The organism is Mesorhizobium huakuii (assembly GCF_014189455.1).
Lineage (GTDB): Bacteria > Pseudomonadota > Alphaproteobacteria > Rhizobiales > Rhizobiaceae > Mesorhizobium > Mesorhizobium huakuii_A.
Genome location: NZ_CP050296.1, coordinates 1,951,897 through 1,967,500, shown reverse-complemented (window position 1 = coordinate 1,967,500; position 15,604 = coordinate 1,951,897). Strand labels below are relative to the sequence as shown.

Below are 15,604 nucleotides of genomic sequence, written 5' to 3'. Positions count from 1 at the left end.
ATTTAAAGAAAGCGTAACAGCTCACTGGTCTAAATAAGGGTCTTTGCGCCGAAAATGTAACGGGGCTAAAGCCATACACCGAAGCTTAGGGTTCGTAGCAATACGAGCGGTAGCGGAGCGTTCTGTAAGCTGATGAAGCCATACCCGTGAGGGGTGGTGGAGGTATCAGAAGTGCGAATGCTGACATGAGTAACGTAAGGGGAGTGAGAGACTCCCCCGCCGAAAGACCAAGGGTTCCTGCTTAAAGCTAATCTGAGCAGGGTTAGCCGGCCCCTAAGACGAGGCGGAAACGCGTAGTCGATGGGAACCACGTTAATATTCGTGGGCTTGGAGGTAGTGACGGATCATTGAGGTAGTCCAATCTTATCGGATTGAACGGGCTGCTGCGTGGTTCCAGGAAATAGCTCCTCCTTATAAACCGTACCCGAAACCGACACTGGTGGTCTGGTAGAGTATACCAAGGCGCTTGAGAGAACTATGCTGAAGGAACTCGGCAAATTGCACGCGTAACTTCGGAAGAAGCGTGACCCTTTTCCACGCAAGTGGAGGAGGGTGGCACAGACCAGGGGGTAGCGACTGTTTATCAAAAACACAGGGCTCTGCGAAGTCGCAAGACGACGTATAGGGTCTGACGCCTGCCCGGTGCTGGAAGGTTAAGAGGAGGGGTGCAAGCTCTGAATCGAAGCCCCAGTAAACGGCGGCCGTAACTATAACGGTCCTAAGGTAGCGAAATTCCTTGTCGGGTAAGTTCCGACCTGCACGAATGGCGTAACGACTTCCCCGCTGTCTCCAGCATAGACTCAGTGAAATTGAATTCCCCGTGAAGATGCGGGGTTCCTGCGGTTAGACGGAAAGACCCCGTGCACCTTTACTATAGCTTTACATTGGCATTCGTAGTGGCATGTGTAGGATAGGTGGTAGGCTTTGAAACCTGGGCGCCAGCTCAGGTGGAGCCACCCTTGAAATACCACCCTTATTACTATGGATGTCTAACCGCGGTCCGTTATCCGGGTCCGGGACAATGTATGGTGGGTAGTTTGACTGGGGCGGTCGCCTCCTAAAGAGTAACGGAGGCGCGCGATGGTGGGCTCAGAACGGTCGGAAATCGTTCGCTGAGTGCAATGGCATAAGCCTGCCTGACTGCGAGACTGACAAGTCGAGCAGAGACGAAAGTCGGTCATAGTGATCCGGTGGTCCCGCGTGGAAGGGCCATCGCTCAACGGATAAAAGGTACGCCGGGGATAACAGGCTGATGACCCCCAAGAGTCCATATCGACGGGGTTGTTTGGCACCTCGATGTCGACTCATCGCATCCTGGGGCTGGAGCAGGTCCCAAGGGTATGGCTGTTCGCCATTTAAAGCGGTACGTGAGTTGGGTTCAGAACGTCGTGAGACAGTTCGGTCCCTATCTGCCGTGGGTGTAGGAATATTGAAAGGATCTGTCCCTAGTACGAGAGGACCGGGATGGACGGATCTCTGGTGGACCTGTTGTGGCGCCAGCCGCATAGCAGGGTAGCTATATCCGGACGGGATAACCGCTGAAGGCATCTAAGCGGGAAACCCACCTTAAAACGAGTATTCCCTGAGAACCGTGGAAGACGACCACGTTGATAGGCCGGGTGTGGAAGAGCGGCAACGCTTGAAGCTTACCGGTACTAATAGTTCGATCGGCTTGATCGTTCTCATTCCTTATGCTCATCACTCCCAATCGGGACGATGAAGGCACAACAAGACCAGCGAACAGCTCCGAGAGAGCACCAGAATAGGATCTCCCTATTGGCTACTCCCTCATTGCTATCGCTCAAAAAGCTTCTCGAACAACGTGCGTTTTGCCGACCTGGTGGTTATGGCGGAGCGGCTGCACCCGATCCCATTCCGAACTCGGCCGTGAAACGCTCCAGCGCTGATGGTACTTCGTCTCAAGACGCGGGAGAGTAGGTCGCTGCCAGGTCTGCTAAACGCACGTTGAACTCACATCCAAGCGGATGTCAGTGAAATCTTCTCTCTACGAACAAGGCCCGCCAAGGGACCACGGGCCGCGTAAGCGGCCCTTTCATTTGGTGAGCCATCTACCTATTTGTAAGCCAGCCTAGTCGTAGGTGTGCGCTTACGTCCAAAGCAAGCAAACGCTTGCTCAGATCAGCAAGCAAACGCTTGCTTAGTTCGGCAAGCAAACGCTTGCTTAGTTCGGCAAGCAAACGCTTGCCTAGTTCGGCAAGCAAACGCTTGCCTAGTTCGGCAAGCAAACGCTTGCCTAGAGGTGGCGCGGGGTGGAGCAGCCCGGTAGCTCGTCAGGCTCATAACCTGAAGGTCACAGGTTCAAATCCTGTCCCCGCAACCAAATCAAAATCGGCCCGCCTCAAGCGGGCCTTTTTTGTATTTTGCTGTCGGCGCCGGCGACTTTAACCCTCAGCAGCAGCCCGCAAGCAGGCCTTGCCGACCCGCGGTACAGAAAAGCCAAATCCTCTCCCCAAAACCAAATCAAAATCGGCCAGCCTGGATCAATGCCGGCCGGCCGTTCGCGTTGCTAGGCTCGATTGGAGCACATCAGTGAAGGCAGAGCTATTTTTGCATCAATGTAAGTTTGTACTGACATTATACATCGCGAGGCGCTTCACCCCTTGATGACGCCGCGCGCCCGCTTTCTCTCGGCCGCCGCGAGCAATTCGACGAAGGCGCGCACCTTGGCGGGCCGGAAGCGGGCTGGAGGAAACACCGCGTGGATGCCGCCGGTCGGCAAGGTCCACTGCGCGAATATCCGCACAAGCCGATCCCCGACGATATCCTCATCGACCGCATAGTCGGGAAATATACCCAGGCCGATGCCGGCGAGCACGCAAGCATAGGCCGCCGGGCTTTTGTCGCAGACGACGACGGGATTGAGCTCGGTCAGCACCGTCTCGCCGTCCCTGGAGAACAGCCATTGGCCGACGCCGCGCAGCTGGGCGTTGCCGACCCAGGCCAGCGATCGCGCCTGGCGTGGGGTGACGTCGGGCGGCAGGCTTGCGGCGAAAGCCGGGCTCGCCACCACGACCTGCCGTATCGTGCCCAAGCGCCGCGCCTGGTTGGAGGAATCAGTGAGCCAGCCGACGCGGATGCCGAGATCGATCTGCTCGTCGACCAGATTGCTCACCGCATCGTCGAAGATCGCCTCGACCCGCATGTGCGGATAGGTCTTCAGATATGCCGCCATGACCGGCGCCACTATCCTGGTGCCATAGTCGAGCGGCGCGGTCAGCCTCAGCATTCCGCTGGGCTCAATCGCCCCGTGCGATATCTCACCATAAGCTGCCTCCGCCTCGCGCAGGATGATCACCGCCCGGTCATAGAAGAGCCGGCCTTCCTCGGTCGGCGTGACGCGTCGGGTCGTGCGCTGCAGCAGCGTCGCGCCCAACTCCTCTTCGAGCCTGCCGATCTGATGGCTGACGACGGCCTTGGCGACGTCGAGCCTGTCCGCCGCCGCCGTGAACGAGCCGGTTTCCATCACCGTGGTGAAGTAGACGAGCCGGTTGAGGTTCAGAAGGTCGGCCAAGGTGAGTGCTTTTGTCTGATCTGATCAGACAGTTTGTATTATTGAGTGGCATTTATCGCAAGACTGCCGCCTGCCACATGTGGGCCAGGACATTCGACCGGCCTCGCAGCCGGTATCCTGCAGCAAGGATGGCAGCGATCGTGAGCAATCCAGACGTGACTTACCTTTTCGATCCGCTCTGCGGCTGGTGCTATGGCGCCACGCCGATGCTGGACAGGCTGTCGGCCAGCGGTGCGCGCATCGAGCTGCTGCCGACCGGGCTGTTCTCCGGCGCCGGGGCACGGCCCATGGATGAGGGTTTTGCCGCCCATGCCTGGGCAAACGACCAGCGTATCGAGCGTCTGACCGGACAGGCATTCACACAGGCCTATCAGCGCAACGTCCTTGGCATCCGCGGCACCTTGCTCGACTCGCATGCCGCGACTCTTGGCATCTGTGCCGCCGGCCTGGAAGATTCTAGCCGCCGGCTCAGCGCACTGAAGGCGATCCAGCGTGCGCGCTATGTCGACGGTCGCGATATCGTGACTGTCGAAGGTGTCGCTGCCGTGCTCGCCGACGCCGGCATGGCGGATGCCGCAGTCATGCTGAAGAAGCCGAGCGAGACATTGCTGGCGGCTTACCGCGAACTGGTCGGGCGCGGCCGCGCCCTGTTCCAGCGCCTGCATGCCAATGGTGTGCCCTCACTCGCAATTATCCGCAACGATGCCCCCCGGCTCATCGGCTCCAACGCGCTGTTCGGCAGCTTCGACAATCTCGTCGCCCATATCGCGGCGGCGTGATCTCCCAACAACCCCCAAACAAGACTGGAAAAAGACATGGCAAAAGTCGCTCTCATTGGCGCATCGGGCGCTGTCGGTTCGCGCCTGCTCAAGGAACTCTCCGACCGTGGCCACACGGTCACCGGTATTACCCGCAACCCTGAAAAGATTGCCGACCTGCCTGGTGTGACGGCCAGGAAGGGCGATGTCTTCGACAAGGAAGGTCTAGCCAAGCTGATCCATGGCCATGATGTCGTGATCAGCGCCGTGCATTTCCTGGACAGCGATCCCGACACGCTGATCGCCGCGGTGCGCGCTTCGGGCGCGAAGCGCTACCTCATCGTCGGCGGCGCCGGCAGCCTTGAAGTCGCACCCGGCAAGAGGCTGGTCGATACCCCCGAATTCCCGGCAATCTACAAGGCCGAGGCACAGAAGGGCGCCGATTTCCTCGACACGTTGAAGACCGTCGGCGACCTCGACTGGACCTTCCTGTCGCCTTCCGCCATGTTCATCCCGGGCGAGCGCACCGGCAAATACCGCCTTGGCAAGGACACGCTTCTGGCGTCGGACAAGGGCAGCAGCATCTCCTTCGAGGACTATGCCATCGTCATGGTCGACGAGATCGAGAAGCCTGCCCATGTCAGGCAGCGTTTTACGGTCGGCTATTGATCAACCGGCAGCGGCCGTGTCTCGATCGAGGCCGGCCGACGCCAGCCGCATCAGCGCTTCGCGGACGCCGACACGCCGATAGGTTTCGGTGACGAGGCCGTCCTGTCTCAGCTCCTGCCGGCGGTGTTCGACAAAGGCGCGTTCCTCGGCAGTCAAATCGTGCTCGCGCTTGCGAAGCCAGTCTTGGTAGGACGAGTCGAGTTCCTTGACCGGCTTGGCCGTAGTCGAAACCGAAGCCGGCCGGCTGTCGGTGTAGCGCGGCCGCAAGGCGCTGTTGGGATTGTATTCGGTTCGCTTGTCGTTACCCGAAATGACCAGATCCGGATCCGCGACCCGGCCCGACGGGCTGTAGACGAAGGCCGAGGCGATACGGTCGAGCGCAGCATCGACCTCTTTGGGCCGATGCACGACCTCGCGCGGCGCGCGATCGGGAACAGCCAGCCTTGTGATGCCGCGATCATTGATGGCGTCGAGCACCTCACGATGATCGAGCGAGGTGATGACCTCGCGCCGGGCCGGCCAGAAATCATAGGGCGCATGCGCGCCATACCCCTTGCCGATGTGGAAGGCATAGATTTCGGGATAGACCGTCAGCTCCGTGCGGCGGCTCGGCTTGATGTCGTAGAAGGCGGTGATGGCGATCTGCAGCAGATGAGTGGCGCCGATACCGCCAAGCGCATCGTCGATCACCAGGCCGAAACGATCATGCGGGTTCCAGTCCGGCAAGGCCTGCGCGATCGAGGCGGGCTTGCCGTCGATTTCGACGTCGAACATATCAGCCTTCAGCAATGTCACGACATGCATTGCAGTCTCCGTCGTCTTGCGCCGATTCGTCAGAACATCATCTGATCACCGGCGCTTGCGCTTGTCAGCCGGCGTCTGGATTGAGCCGTTCGAATCGGGACAGGTCGCTGGGCCATGCGAGACTCCTTCCCCATCAGTGTCGGCATGGTTAATAGTGTCGACTTCGCGGAGGACCGATCATGGAGCAAAGCCGACTATCGAAGAAGGAGCGGCATGCACTCATCCTGTCGGAAGTGCGCCGCTCGGCCTCGATCCGTATCTCCAGGCTCGCTTTGCGCCTGGGTGTCGCCGGCGAAACGATCCGCCGCGACCTGATCGAGCTTGGCGATGCGGGATTGCTCAACCGTACCTATGGCGGCGCGACGATCTCGCTGGTGACATCCGAGCCGGTGATCGCCGAGCGCAGCCAGACCATGATCGAGGAGCGTGCCCGGATCGGCCGTGGCGCGGCGGGACTGGTCGAGAAAGGCCAAATCGTGATGATCGATGGCGGCTCGACAACCTACGAGGTGGCGCGCAGTCTCTCGCAGCTGAAGCGCGAGCTGACCATCATCACCAACTCCATCGGCGTGGCCTCGGTAACTGGGGCCAATCCGACCTTCCGGGTTATCCTGTGCCCCGGCACCTATGACAGCCGCGAAGCCAGCGTGGTCGGTGAGGATACGGTGGAATTCGTCAGGCGCTACAATGCCGACATTGCCATCATCGGGGCGTCGAGCCTGTCCGCGGACGGGCCTAGCGACATGATCTCGGGGGCGGCGGCGGTCAAGCGGGCGATGATCTCTCGCGCGCTGTCGACGGCGCTTGTGGTGACCAATGACAAGTTCGGCCGCAACAGCCTCGAACGCGTCTGCCCGCTCGGCGAGCTTTCCGACATCGTCACCGATCGTGAGCCGCAGCCGGCACTGCGCGCCATCATCGAAGCGGCTGGAACGGAACTTCATGTCTTCAACGCCGACTGAGCGACCGCTGCGGGAGGATCAGTCGCAATCCGACTCCCGCGGAAGGTTTGCGGCCATCAGGCCGGGAACAGGAACGCCGAAGCGGGATCGAAAAAGATGCGCTGACCTGATGCAATGGCGCTGTCCGCCCCTCCGCGTCAGAGGTTGGCCTGACATCGATCTCGTCGCCGCCGGCCAGGCGCGCCACGACGCGGCGGCGGTCACCGAAAAAGGCGGTATCGACGATCTCGACGGCCAATGCCGCGTTCGCCGGTCCCGGCGTGAGGCGGAAGGCTTCCGGGCGGACCATCAGCCGGACCTTCTGGCCTTGGCCGAAGGGCGTTGTCGTCTTGACGCCGGTCACGATCGAGCCGTCGGCCAGGCGGATCGTTGAAGCACCGCCCGTGGTTTGCAAATGCTCGGCCGGCAGGAAATTCGAGTTGCCGATGAAGCCGGCAACGAACTCGCTCGCCGGCCGAAGATAAAGATCCTCGCCGGTGCCGATCTGTTCGATGCGGCCTTCCCTGAACAGAGCGATGCGATCCGAAAGATGCAGCGCCTCCTCCTGGTCGTGCGTGACATAGAGGATGGTGACGCCCGTCTCGCGGTGGATGCGGCGGATCTCGGCCTGGATTTCCTGGCGCAGTTTCTTGTCGAGCGCCGACAGCGGCTCGTCCATCAAAAGGATCGGCGGGTCGTAGGCGAGCGCGCGGGCAAGCGCCACGCGCTGCTGCTGGCCGCCAGACAGCGCGCCCGGATAACGGTCGGCGAAGTTTTCGAGGCGCACCAGCGCCAGCATGTCGGCAACCTTGCGCTTGACCTCGCCATCCGGCCGGCGCCGCACGCGCAGCGGAAAGGCGACATTCTCGGCGACGCTCAGATGCGGAAACAGCGTGTAGCGCTGGAAAACCATGCCGATGTTGCGCTTGTGCGACGGCACCGAAAGCAGCGACCTGTCCTCCAGCAGCACATCGCCCGAGCTCGGATCCTGGAAACCGGCGATGGCGTAGAGCGTGGTCGACTTGCCGGAGCCCGACGGGCCGAGGAACGTCAGGAACTCCCCCTTGGGCAGATCGATGGTGACGTCGTGGACGGCGACGAAGGCGCCGAACGTCTTTCTCACCGCGCGTATCGACAGGAAGGGTCGGGTCATCTGGACAATTTTCTGCGAAGGAGTGCGGTCACGATCATCAGGCAGAGCGTCAGGCCGACGAGCAGGCTGGAGGCGGCGGCAACGACCGGGCTGAGGTCGGCGCGCAGGCTGCCCCAGATCTTCACCGGCAAGGTTTGCAAGGTCGGGCTTGCCATGAAGATCGCCACCACGACCTCGTCCCATGAGGCCAGGAAGGAAAAGATCGCCGCCGAGAAGATCCCGATCCTGATCGACGGCAAGGTGATCCTCAACCGTGCCTGCAGCGGGCTGGCGCCGCAGACGATGGCCGCGTCCTCGATGGATTTGTCAAAACCCTCGAGCGCCGCGGTGATCGGGATGATGGCGAAAGGCAGTGCCAGGATGGTGTGGGCGATGACGAAGCCGACCGTGGTGCCGGCGAGGCCGATGCGCAGGAAGAAGGCGTAGATGGCGATGGCGAACACGACCACCGGCAGCACCATCGGCGTCAACAGCAGTCCGCGCAGGACCTGGCGTCCGCGAAACTCGCCCCTGACCAGGCTGAAGGAGGCGAACAGGCCGATGACGACGGCGAGGATGGCGGCCATGGCGGCAATTCGGGCGCTGGTCAGCGCGGCATCGATCCAACTCGGGTCGGCCAGCAATTGCTGGTACCATTTCAGCGTCCAGCCGGGCGGCGGGAAGGCCAGCCAGCGCGAAGAGCCGAATGACAGGAGCACGATGAAGACCACCGGCAGCAAAAGGAAAGCCGCGACCGCCGCCGTGAAGCCGACAAGCGCCACGCGCAGCCATCCGAGCCTGTCATAGTCGAGCAGCATCCTCAGATCCCTCCGCCGGCGCGCCTGGCGCCGACCAGGCGAAGCTGGATCGCGTACAGCGCCATGGTGACGACAAGCAGGACGAAGGCAGCCGCACTGCCGAGCCCCCAGTTGAGCAGCGACTGCACGGTCTGGGCGATCATTTCGGCCAGCATCATGTTCGATGTGCCGCCGAGCAGGGCAGGCGTCACGAAGTAGCCAAGCGACATGACGAAGACCATCAGCCCGCCGGCGGCGATGCCGGGAAGCGACAGCGGCAAGAGGATGCGGCGGAAGGCCTCGAACGGGCTTGCGCCGCAAAGGGCTGCGGCGCGCAGCGTCATCGGGTCGATGGCGCGCAAAGTGCCGACCAGTGGCAGGATCATGAAGGGCAGCATGATATAGACCATGCCGATGGTGACGCCGGCCAGATTGTTGATGAGCGGCAGCGGCTCATGGATGATGCCCAAACCCATCAGTGCCCTGTTGATCACCCCGGTGCGCTGCAGCAGCACCATCCACGCATAGGTGCGGGTGAGAAGGTTCGTCCACATCGACAGGATGATGATGCCGAAGACGATCGAGCCGAGGGCGGGCGGCATGATCGCCAGCATCCAGGCCACGGGAAAAGCCACCACGATGGTGACCGCAGTGACGACGGCGGCGACCAGGAAGGTGTTGAGGAACACCCGCACATAGGTGCCGCTACCGAACAGTGCCGCATAGTTCTGCAAGCCAGGTTCAGGATCGATGACGCTGCGCAGCAAGAGCGCGACCACCGGCACGATGAAGAACAGGCCGACCAGGAGAAGGGCCGGCAAGGCGCTGCCGCTGCCGGCAGGCAGGCCGGCAACGGAGCCGCGTCTAAGAGAATTTCCCTGCATCGAGCGGTCCTGTCTCGAAACGGGGCGCGCAAGCCGCGCCCCGTCAACCTGCACCGGCGTTACTTGGTCTGCCAGGCATACCAGCGCGTGGCGATCTCATCGCGATGCGCGGCCCAGTAGTTCATGTCGAGGTTGATCTGGCCCTCGACATGGGCATCTGGCAGGGCCTTGACCGCATCGGCGGGCATCTCCGCCTTGGCCTTGGTGTTGATGGGCGCATAGCCGCTTGCCTCGGCGAATTTTGCCTGGCCCGCCGGGCTGGTGGCGGTGGCGAGGAACTTCATCGCGCTGTCCTTGTTCTTGGCACCCTTCGGCACGACGAGCACGTCGGCTGCGGTGAGGTTCTGGTTCCAGGCGACACCGACATCGGTGCCATCCTGCTGGAGGGCGAAGACACGCCCGTTCCACAGCTGGCCGAAGGCGGCCTCGCCGGAGGCGATCAGCTGCTGCGACTCGGCACCGCCGCCCCACCAGACAATATCGGACTTGATGGTGTCGAGTTTCTTGAAGGCACGGTCGAGATCGAGCGGATAGAGCTTGTCCGCCGGCACACCGTCGGCCAGCAAAGCGATTTCGATGACGCCCGGCGCCGACCATTTGTAGAAGGTCCGTTTGCCGGGAAACTTCTTGGTGTCGAACATGTCGGCCCAGCCGGCCGGTTCGCCCGGGACGGCGCCCTTGTTCCAGGCGAGCACGAAGGAATAATAGAAGCTGCCGACGGCATGATCATTGCTGAAGCGCGGGTCGAGATCGGCCTTGGGCACGACCGCATAGTCGATCGGCTCCAGCAGCCCGTCCTTGGCGGCCTTTATGGCGAAGTCCATTTCCACGTCGACGACATCCCAGGTGACATTGCCGGCGTCGACCATGGCCTTGAGCTTGCCATAGTCGGTTGGTCCGTCCTGCAGCACCTTGATGCCGGAGCTGGCCTCAAACGGGGCCGCCCAGGATTTGGTCTGCGCCTCCTGCGTGGTGCCGCCCCAGCTGGTGAACGCCATTTCATCGGCCTTGGCGGCGGTCGCCGTGAGCAGCCCGGCCAGCAGGCCGGTCAAAATCAGTTTCATGTCATTCTCCTCTGTTGGTCTGTTCTTGTTTTTCTCAGTGCACCTGCGTCCCGCGCTCCTCAGCGCATGACGAAGGGATCGGGGATCGGCTCGTCCGAGGTGTTGATCCAGACGGATTTCGAGCGCGTGTAATCTCTGATGGCATCGAGCCCGCCTTCGCGGCCGAGGCCGGACTGGCCGTAGCCGCCGAAGGGAACGAGCGGCGATACGGCGCGATAGGTGTTGACCCAGACAACGCCGGCATGGATGTCGCGCGCCATGCGGTGCGCCTTGCCGAGATTGGTGGTGAAAACACCCGAAGCCAGGCCGAAGGGCGTGTCGTTGGCGAGTGCCAACGCTTGCGCCTCGGTGTCGAAGGCAAGCACGCTGAGCACCGGCCCGAACAGTTCCTCGCGCACGCAGGGCAAGTCGCTGCCGCCGGCATCGATGATGGTCGGTGCGTAGTAGAAGCCGCTGCCCGCCGGCCGTGTTCCGCCGGTAACCAGCATGCCGCCCGCGGCAAGGCTCTGGGCGACCACCTTCTCGATCCAGTCGCGTTGGCGCAGCGTGGCGAGCGGACCCATTTCGGTCGCCGGGTCCTGCGGATCGCCGATGCGTATCGCCTCGGCCTTGCGCTTCAGCCTGCCAAGGAATTCATCCTTCACCGAACGCTCGACCAGCAGCCGCGATCCGGCGACGCAGCTTTGGCCAGTCGCCGCGAAAATGCCGGCGACCACCGCGTTGGCGGCGCTGTCGAGGTCGGCATCGGCAAAGACCACGACCGGGCTTTTGCCGCCGAGTTCCAGAGTGGTGTAGGCAAGGTTCTCCGCCGTGTTCCTGACGATGGCGCGCGCCGTCGACGGACCGCCGGTGAAGGCGACGCGCGAGACCAGCCTGTGGCTGGTCAGGCGCTGGCCGCACTCCTGGCCGAAGCCGGTGAGGATGTTGACGACGCCTGAGGGAAAGCCGGCCTCCTGGACGAGTTCGGCAAAGGCGAGCAGCGGGGCCGGGCCATCCTCGGAGGCCTTGAGCACGATGGTGCAGCCGGCGGCGAGCGCCGGACCGAGCTTGACGGCCGAGAGGAAGAGCTGGGAATTCCACGGCACCACGGCGGCAACGACGCCGATCGGCTCGCGACGGATGGTGACATCGAGATCGGGCTTGTCGATCGGCACATGCGCGCCTTCGTGCTTGTCGGCGAGCCCGCCATAATAGCGGTAGTAGTCGCCGACATAGGCGATCTGGGCGCGGGTCTCGCGGATGATCTTGCCGGTGTCGCGCGTCTCGAGTTCGGCAAGGCGCCCGGCATTGGCGGCGACGAGGTCGCCGAGCCTGACCAGCAGCTTTCCACGCGCCGTGGCTGTCATCGTTCGCCATGGGTCCGAGCGCAGTGCGCGGTGCGCGGCCTCGACGGCACGGTCGACATCGGCTTCGCTCGCCGCCGGCATCTTCGCCCAGGCCGCGCCGGTCGACGGGTCGACACTGTCGAACACGGCGGATGGCTCGTCGAAGCGGCCGTCGATGAAGTTCCTGAAAACAGCGTCGGTCATGGGCTCGCGATCAGAGAAAGGCCGGCATCACCCGGTCGATGAACAGTTGCAGCGATTTGGTCTTGCGCTCATGCGAAAGCCCGCTGTCGATCCAGATCGAATACTGGTCGTAGCCGAGCGCCTCATAGGCTTTCAGCCGGGCGATGACTTCGTCGGCTTCGCCGATCACCAGATTCTGCCTGATCTTGTCGGGCGCGTATTGCGGCATGGCCGCGATCTCGTCCGCCGTCAGCGGTTCCAATATGCCTTGATGCACCGGCTTCTTGTTCTGGAACCAGGCGCCGAACTGGCAATAGAAAGTCGACAGGTCCTGCGTCAGGCGATCGGCGTCGGCCGCGTCCTCGGCGACGAAGGTGTGCATCAAAAGCATGATTTCCGGCCGTTCGATCTCGGGATGCGCGGCGCATGCGGCGTTGAAACGCTGCATCAGGTTCGTCACCTCGTCATCGCCGGACGCCAGCGGCGTCACCTGGACCTTGCAGCCATTGGCGACGGCGAAATCGTGCGAATTCGGGTCGCGGGCCGCCACCCAGATCGGCGGGTAGGGTTTCTGCAGCGGCTTGGGCGAGGAGGTGGTGGCAGGGAATTGCCAGAACGCGCCGGAGAGTTCGAAGTCGCCGTCCCAGAGGCCGCGGATCGCCGGTATGATCTCGCGCATGCGTTGGCCGGCGCCCCAGGCGTCGAGGCCTGGAAAGATGCGCTGATATTCATAGCTGTAGGCGCCGCGCGCGATGCCGATGTCGAGCCGGCCGCCACTGATGACGTCAGCCATCGCCGCTTCGCCGGCAAGCTTGATCGGGTGCCAGAAGGGCGCGATCACGGTTCCGGTGCCGAGGCGGATGCGGCTGGTTTTGGCGGCGAGATAGGCGATGTTGATGAAGGGATTGGGCGAGATGGTGAATTCCATGCCGTGATGCTCGCCGATCCAGGCGGTCTCGAAGCCCGCTTCTTCGGCCATCAGGACCAGTTCTTCGAGTTCGGTTACAAGCTCGGAATGCGGCTTGGCCAGGTCCGACCGTTCCATATGCACGAAGAGCGAGAATTTCATCGCTGGTCACCTGTATTGACGGTGGAAGCGCTGGGTCTGGCGAGCGGCCGGACCTCGCCTTCGACATCGTTGCCGACATAGACGCCGAATGCATCCACCGAGCATTCCCTGACATAGCGCGCGAGCATCGAGCGGATCGCCGGATCGGCGATCTTCAATCCTTCGATCGCGTCGATCTCGATGAGCCTGATGCCGCGATCGCTGGAAGCGGGCACGTCGAACGTGCCGCGATAGTAGACATGTGTGCGCGAAACAGCTCCGGCGTCCCAGACGGCGAACAGGAAGCCGAGCTGGGCCTCGATGGCCTTTGCCGCAAGCAGCCCTCGCAGGCTCTTGCCATCGCCTGCCGAGCCCAATCCTCGGCCGCGCGGCAGTTCGAAACCGTCCGCCGTTTCCAGAAACAGGATCCGGCCACCATTTTCGAGGATGGCGCCGACATCGGTGCCGGGCTGCGTGGCGGCGAGCGCGTCCTGGCTGAGGCCGGGGGCGACATAGGCGCCGCGGCAATAGCCGAGCGGCTGCGCGGAATTGTGCTCGAAATCGCGGACGCGGCCGATGAGGATCGAATGATCGCCGGCCTCGACCAGCCGCTCCATGTCGCAGTCGAAGGACGCGACGGAGCCGTCCAGCACGGGGCTGCCGGTCCGTCCCGGCCGCCAAGCCACCGAGGCGAATTTGTCGGCGGCTTTCGAGGCAAAGATGCCGGACGCGGCCTTCTGACCTTCGTTGAGGACGTTGATGGCGAAGCTTTTCGAGGTCGCGAAGACGGGATGGCCAAGCGCCTTGTGGGCGATGCAGACGAGCACCAGCGGCGGATCGAGCGACACCGAGGTGAAGGAGTTGGCGGTGAAACCGCGCGGCTCGCCTTCGGGGCCGATCGTGGTGACGACGGTGACGCCGGTGAGGAAGGAGCCAAGCGCACGGCGGAACTCGCCGCTGTCGAAGCCGGCATTCGTCTTCGCAGTGCCGTGTTCGGCCGCTTCGTCCTCTGCGAGGAAGTCAACGATATGGCGCGTCGTCAGGTCGGGAGCCGCCACCGCCATCATGTGCTTCTCGCCCGACAGCACTGTGCAGCGGCCATGCGGCGCCAGCCGCGCCATGGCGGCCGACATTGCCGGCGAAGAATTTCTGTCCTCGGAGCCGGTCATGAACAGGGCCGGTACGGCCAGCGTCGGCAGGCGGTCGGCATGATCGCCGTCGGCGCGCGCGAACAGGCGATAGGTGCGGGCATAGCCTTCCGGGTCGACCGCGCTCAGTGCGGATGACGTCTTATGCGCTGTCGCTTCCAACTCGGCCGGCACCGGATCGCCGAACCAGCGGGCGATGGTCTGTGCCGTGCCGGCCGTATCGCTGCGGCCGTTGAGCGCCACCGCACGCTGGCGAACGGCCTCGGCCAATTCAGGCGGGCGCCGGAACACGGCATTCAGGGAAACGATGCGGCGGACGCGCTCCGGTGCACGCAGCGCGAGTTCCTGGGCAACGAGCGCGCCCATCGAGTGGCCGATGACGAACGCCTTGTCGAGGCCGAGATGATCGAGCATACGAATGGCCTGATCGGCGTAGTCGGCCAGCTCCGGATGCTGCGGCGGCAATGGTGACTGGCCGTGGCCGAGCATGTCGATGGCGATGACGTCGAAGCGGTCGGCCATGCGCTCGATCTGCGGCTGCCAGATCGCGGCGTTCATGCCGACGCCGTGGATGAACAGCACCGGCGTGCCCGATCCGGCGCGGATGAAGCCTGTGCCGTCGGGCGCCGTGCCCTGTCGAGCCCATGCGGAAGCGTCAGCCATGCACGTCCCCGAGCTCCTTGAGGTCCTGGTAGCGATCGCCGATGCGATGATGCGGGCGGCCGCCGATCGAAGCGCCGAGCGCCACCACCAGCTCGTCCGGCGCCGGCGCATCGCCGATCTGGAAATGCACGGTCAGGTAATGCGAGCGCCGCCCTTCGTCGTTCTTGTCCATCAACGGGATCATGATCGGCGTGTTTGGCCCGCCGCGCAGATTGGTGAAGGCGAGATAGGTCTTGGCGCCGACGGCGCGACGATAATGGTTGCCGAAATGCAGCGTGTGAATCAGCGCCGAGGCATGCTCGATCTCGCCTGACGTGCCGCAAATGGCCGCCTTGCCGTAGCCCTCGATCGCCTCGCCGGAACCGGCGGCGGCAATGATCTCGCGGGTCAGGATTTCTCCCAGCACCGGCGCACAGGCGCGGATTTCGGGCGAAAGGTCGTCGGTGAAGCCACGTCCGGCCCAGGGGTTGGTCAGCACCGCGGCGACCCCGATCAGGCGCAGCGGTCGGGGTGCAGCCTTGCCGCCTTCGATCAGCGTGTTCTCGGAATAGGTCACGATCTTGCGAATGGCAGGCAGCATGAAATCCTCGGGTCGGCGACGTCGTGGGACCATGCGATCCCTGTATCATCTTATGGTATACCATGCTATGGAGCGC

12 protein-coding genes, 1 tRNA gene, 2 rRNA genes and 1 pseudogene (1 of these 16 cut by a window edge) are annotated in these 15,604 nt (G+C 63.0%); 6 read left to right on the top strand and 10 right to left on the bottom strand.

Annotation, left to right across the window (positions count from 1 at the left end; translation table 11 throughout):
• From HB778_RS09620 to HB778_RS09610, 3 genes are all read left to right on the top strand, one after another.
• Positions 1–1,680 (top strand): 23S ribosomal RNA (locus HB778_RS09620); it begins 1,175 nt to the left of the window's first position.
• A gap of 156 nt (positions 1,681–1,836) precedes the next feature.
• Positions 1,837–1,951: ribosomal RNA gene (gene rrf / locus HB778_RS09615) — 5S ribosomal RNA — on the top strand.
• Positions 1,952–2,264: 313 nt separating this feature from the next.
• Positions 2,265–2,341, top strand: a tRNA-Met gene (locus tag HB778_RS09610).
• A 273-nt stretch (positions 2,342–2,614) separates the two neighbouring features.
• Here the strand turns inward: HB778_RS09610 and HB778_RS09605 are convergent.
• Entirely contained in the window at positions 2,615–3,532 is a 918-nt protein-coding gene (locus HB778_RS09605) for a LysR family transcriptional regulator (RefSeq protein WP_183463358.1), read from the bottom strand.
• A 140-nt stretch (positions 3,533–3,672) separates the two neighbouring features.
• Between HB778_RS09605 and HB778_RS09600 the strand changes: the two genes are divergently transcribed.
• Positions 3,673–4,311, top strand: a complete 639-nt coding sequence (locus HB778_RS09600) for a DsbA family protein (RefSeq protein ID WP_183463355.1) — start codon at positions 3,673–3,675, stop codon at positions 4,309–4,311.
• Positions 4,312–4,347: 36 nt separating this feature from the next.
• Entirely contained in the window at positions 4,348–4,959 is a 612-nt protein-coding gene (locus HB778_RS09595; protein WP_183463348.1) for an NAD(P)-dependent oxidoreductase, read from the top strand.
• Here the strand turns inward: HB778_RS09595 and HB778_RS09590 are convergent, their stop codons facing one another.
• The gene (locus tag HB778_RS09590) at positions 4,960–5,763 is read right to left on the bottom strand and encodes a hypothetical protein (RefSeq protein WP_183463346.1); all 804 of its coding nucleotides are present in this window, start codon (positions 5,761–5,763) and stop codon (positions 4,960–4,962) included. It lies immediately after the preceding gene.
• A 179-nt stretch (positions 5,764–5,942) separates the two neighbouring features.
• On the opposite strand from HB778_RS09590, the gene HB778_RS09585 reads away from it, so the two are divergent.
• Positions 5,943–6,725, top strand: coding sequence for a DeoR/GlpR family DNA-binding transcription regulator (locus HB778_RS09585; protein ID WP_183463344.1), 783 nt, complete (start codon positions 5,943–5,945; stop codon positions 6,723–6,725).
• 56 nt (positions 6,726–6,781) lie between these two features.
• Here the strand turns inward: HB778_RS09585 and HB778_RS09580 are convergent.
• The 8 genes and pseudogenes from HB778_RS09580 to HB778_RS09545 all read right to left on the bottom strand — a co-directional run bounded on the left by HB778_RS09580 (position 6,782) and on the right by HB778_RS09545 (position 15,528).
• Positions 6,782–7,857: pseudogene (locus HB778_RS09580) on the bottom strand (ABC transporter ATP-binding protein).
• Entirely contained in the window at positions 7,854–8,654 is an 801-nt protein-coding gene (locus tag HB778_RS09575; protein ID WP_183463342.1) for an ABC transporter permease, read from the bottom strand. Before HB778_RS09575 ends, HB778_RS09580 begins: the two are co-directional and overlap by 4 nt.
• A 2-nt stretch (positions 8,655–8,656) precedes the next feature.
• On the bottom strand, positions 8,657–9,517 hold the full coding sequence (locus HB778_RS09570) for an ABC transporter permease (protein ID WP_183463340.1): 861 nt from the start codon (positions 9,515–9,517) through the stop codon (positions 8,657–8,659).
• Positions 9,518–9,576: 59 nt separating this feature from the next.
• The gene (locus tag HB778_RS09565) at positions 9,577–10,581 is read right to left on the bottom strand and encodes an ABC transporter substrate-binding protein (RefSeq protein WP_183463338.1); all 1,005 of its coding nucleotides are present in this window, start codon (positions 10,579–10,581) and stop codon (positions 9,577–9,579) included.
• A 59-nt stretch (positions 10,582–10,640) separates the two neighbouring features.
• The gene (locus tag HB778_RS09560) at positions 10,641–12,110 is read right to left on the bottom strand and encodes an aldehyde dehydrogenase (protein ID WP_183463337.1); all 1,470 of its coding nucleotides are present in this window, start codon (positions 12,108–12,110) and stop codon (positions 10,641–10,643) included.
• A gap of 10 nt (positions 12,111–12,120) precedes the next feature.
• Entirely contained in the window at positions 12,121–13,158 is a 1,038-nt protein-coding gene (locus HB778_RS09555; protein WP_183463336.1) for an LLM class flavin-dependent oxidoreductase, read from the bottom strand.
• Complete coding sequence (locus tag HB778_RS09550) at positions 13,155–14,948, bottom strand: alpha/beta fold hydrolase (RefSeq protein WP_183463334.1); 1,794 nt, start codon at positions 14,946–14,948, stop codon at positions 13,155–13,157. The genes HB778_RS09555 and HB778_RS09550 overlap by 4 nt, the downstream gene beginning before the upstream one ends.
• The gene (locus tag HB778_RS09545) at positions 14,941–15,528 is read right to left on the bottom strand and encodes an amino acid synthesis family protein (RefSeq protein WP_183463332.1); all 588 of its coding nucleotides are present in this window, start codon (positions 15,526–15,528) and stop codon (positions 14,941–14,943) included. The genes HB778_RS09550 and HB778_RS09545 overlap by 8 nt, the downstream gene beginning before the upstream one ends.
• Between the last annotated feature and the right edge of the window lie 76 nt (positions 15,529–15,604).

What these genes read in the sequence shown, in the direction of transcription:
- HB778_RS09595 (WP_183463348.1), top strand. Translation starts at nt 4,348, where the DNA reads ATGGCAAAAGTCGCTCTCATTGGCGCATCGGGCGCTGTCGGTTCGCGC.
- HB778_RS09590 (WP_183463346.1), bottom strand. Translation starts at nt 5,763, where the DNA reads ATGCATGTCGTGACATTGCTGAAGGCTGATATGTTCGACGTCGAAATC.
- HB778_RS09585 (WP_183463344.1), top strand. Translation starts at nt 5,943, where the DNA reads ATGGAGCAAAGCCGACTATCGAAGAAGGAGCGGCATGCACTCATCCTG.
- HB778_RS09575 (WP_183463342.1), bottom strand. Translation starts at nt 8,654, where the DNA reads ATGCTGCTCGACTATGACAGGCTCGGATGGCTGCGCGTGGCGCTTGTC.
- HB778_RS09570 (WP_183463340.1), bottom strand. Translation starts at nt 9,517, where the DNA reads ATGCAGGGAAATTCTCTTAGACGCGGCTCCGTTGCCGGCCTGCCTGCC.
- HB778_RS09565 (WP_183463338.1), bottom strand. Translation starts at nt 10,581, where the DNA reads ATGAAACTGATTTTGACCGGCCTGCTGGCCGGGCTGCTCACGGCGACC.
- HB778_RS09560 (WP_183463337.1), bottom strand. Translation starts at nt 12,110, where the DNA reads ATGACCGACGCTGTTTTCAGGAACTTCATCGACGGCCGCTTCGACGAG.
- HB778_RS09555 (WP_183463336.1), bottom strand. Translation starts at nt 13,158, where the DNA reads ATGAAATTCTCGCTCTTCGTGCATATGGAACGGTCGGACCTGGCCAAG.
- HB778_RS09550 (WP_183463334.1), bottom strand. Translation starts at nt 14,948, where the DNA reads ATGGCTGACGCTTCCGCATGGGCTCGACAGGGCACGGCGCCCGACGGC.
- HB778_RS09545 (WP_183463332.1), bottom strand. Translation starts at nt 15,528, where the DNA reads ATGCTGCCTGCCATTCGCAAGATCGTGACCTATTCCGAGAACACGCTG.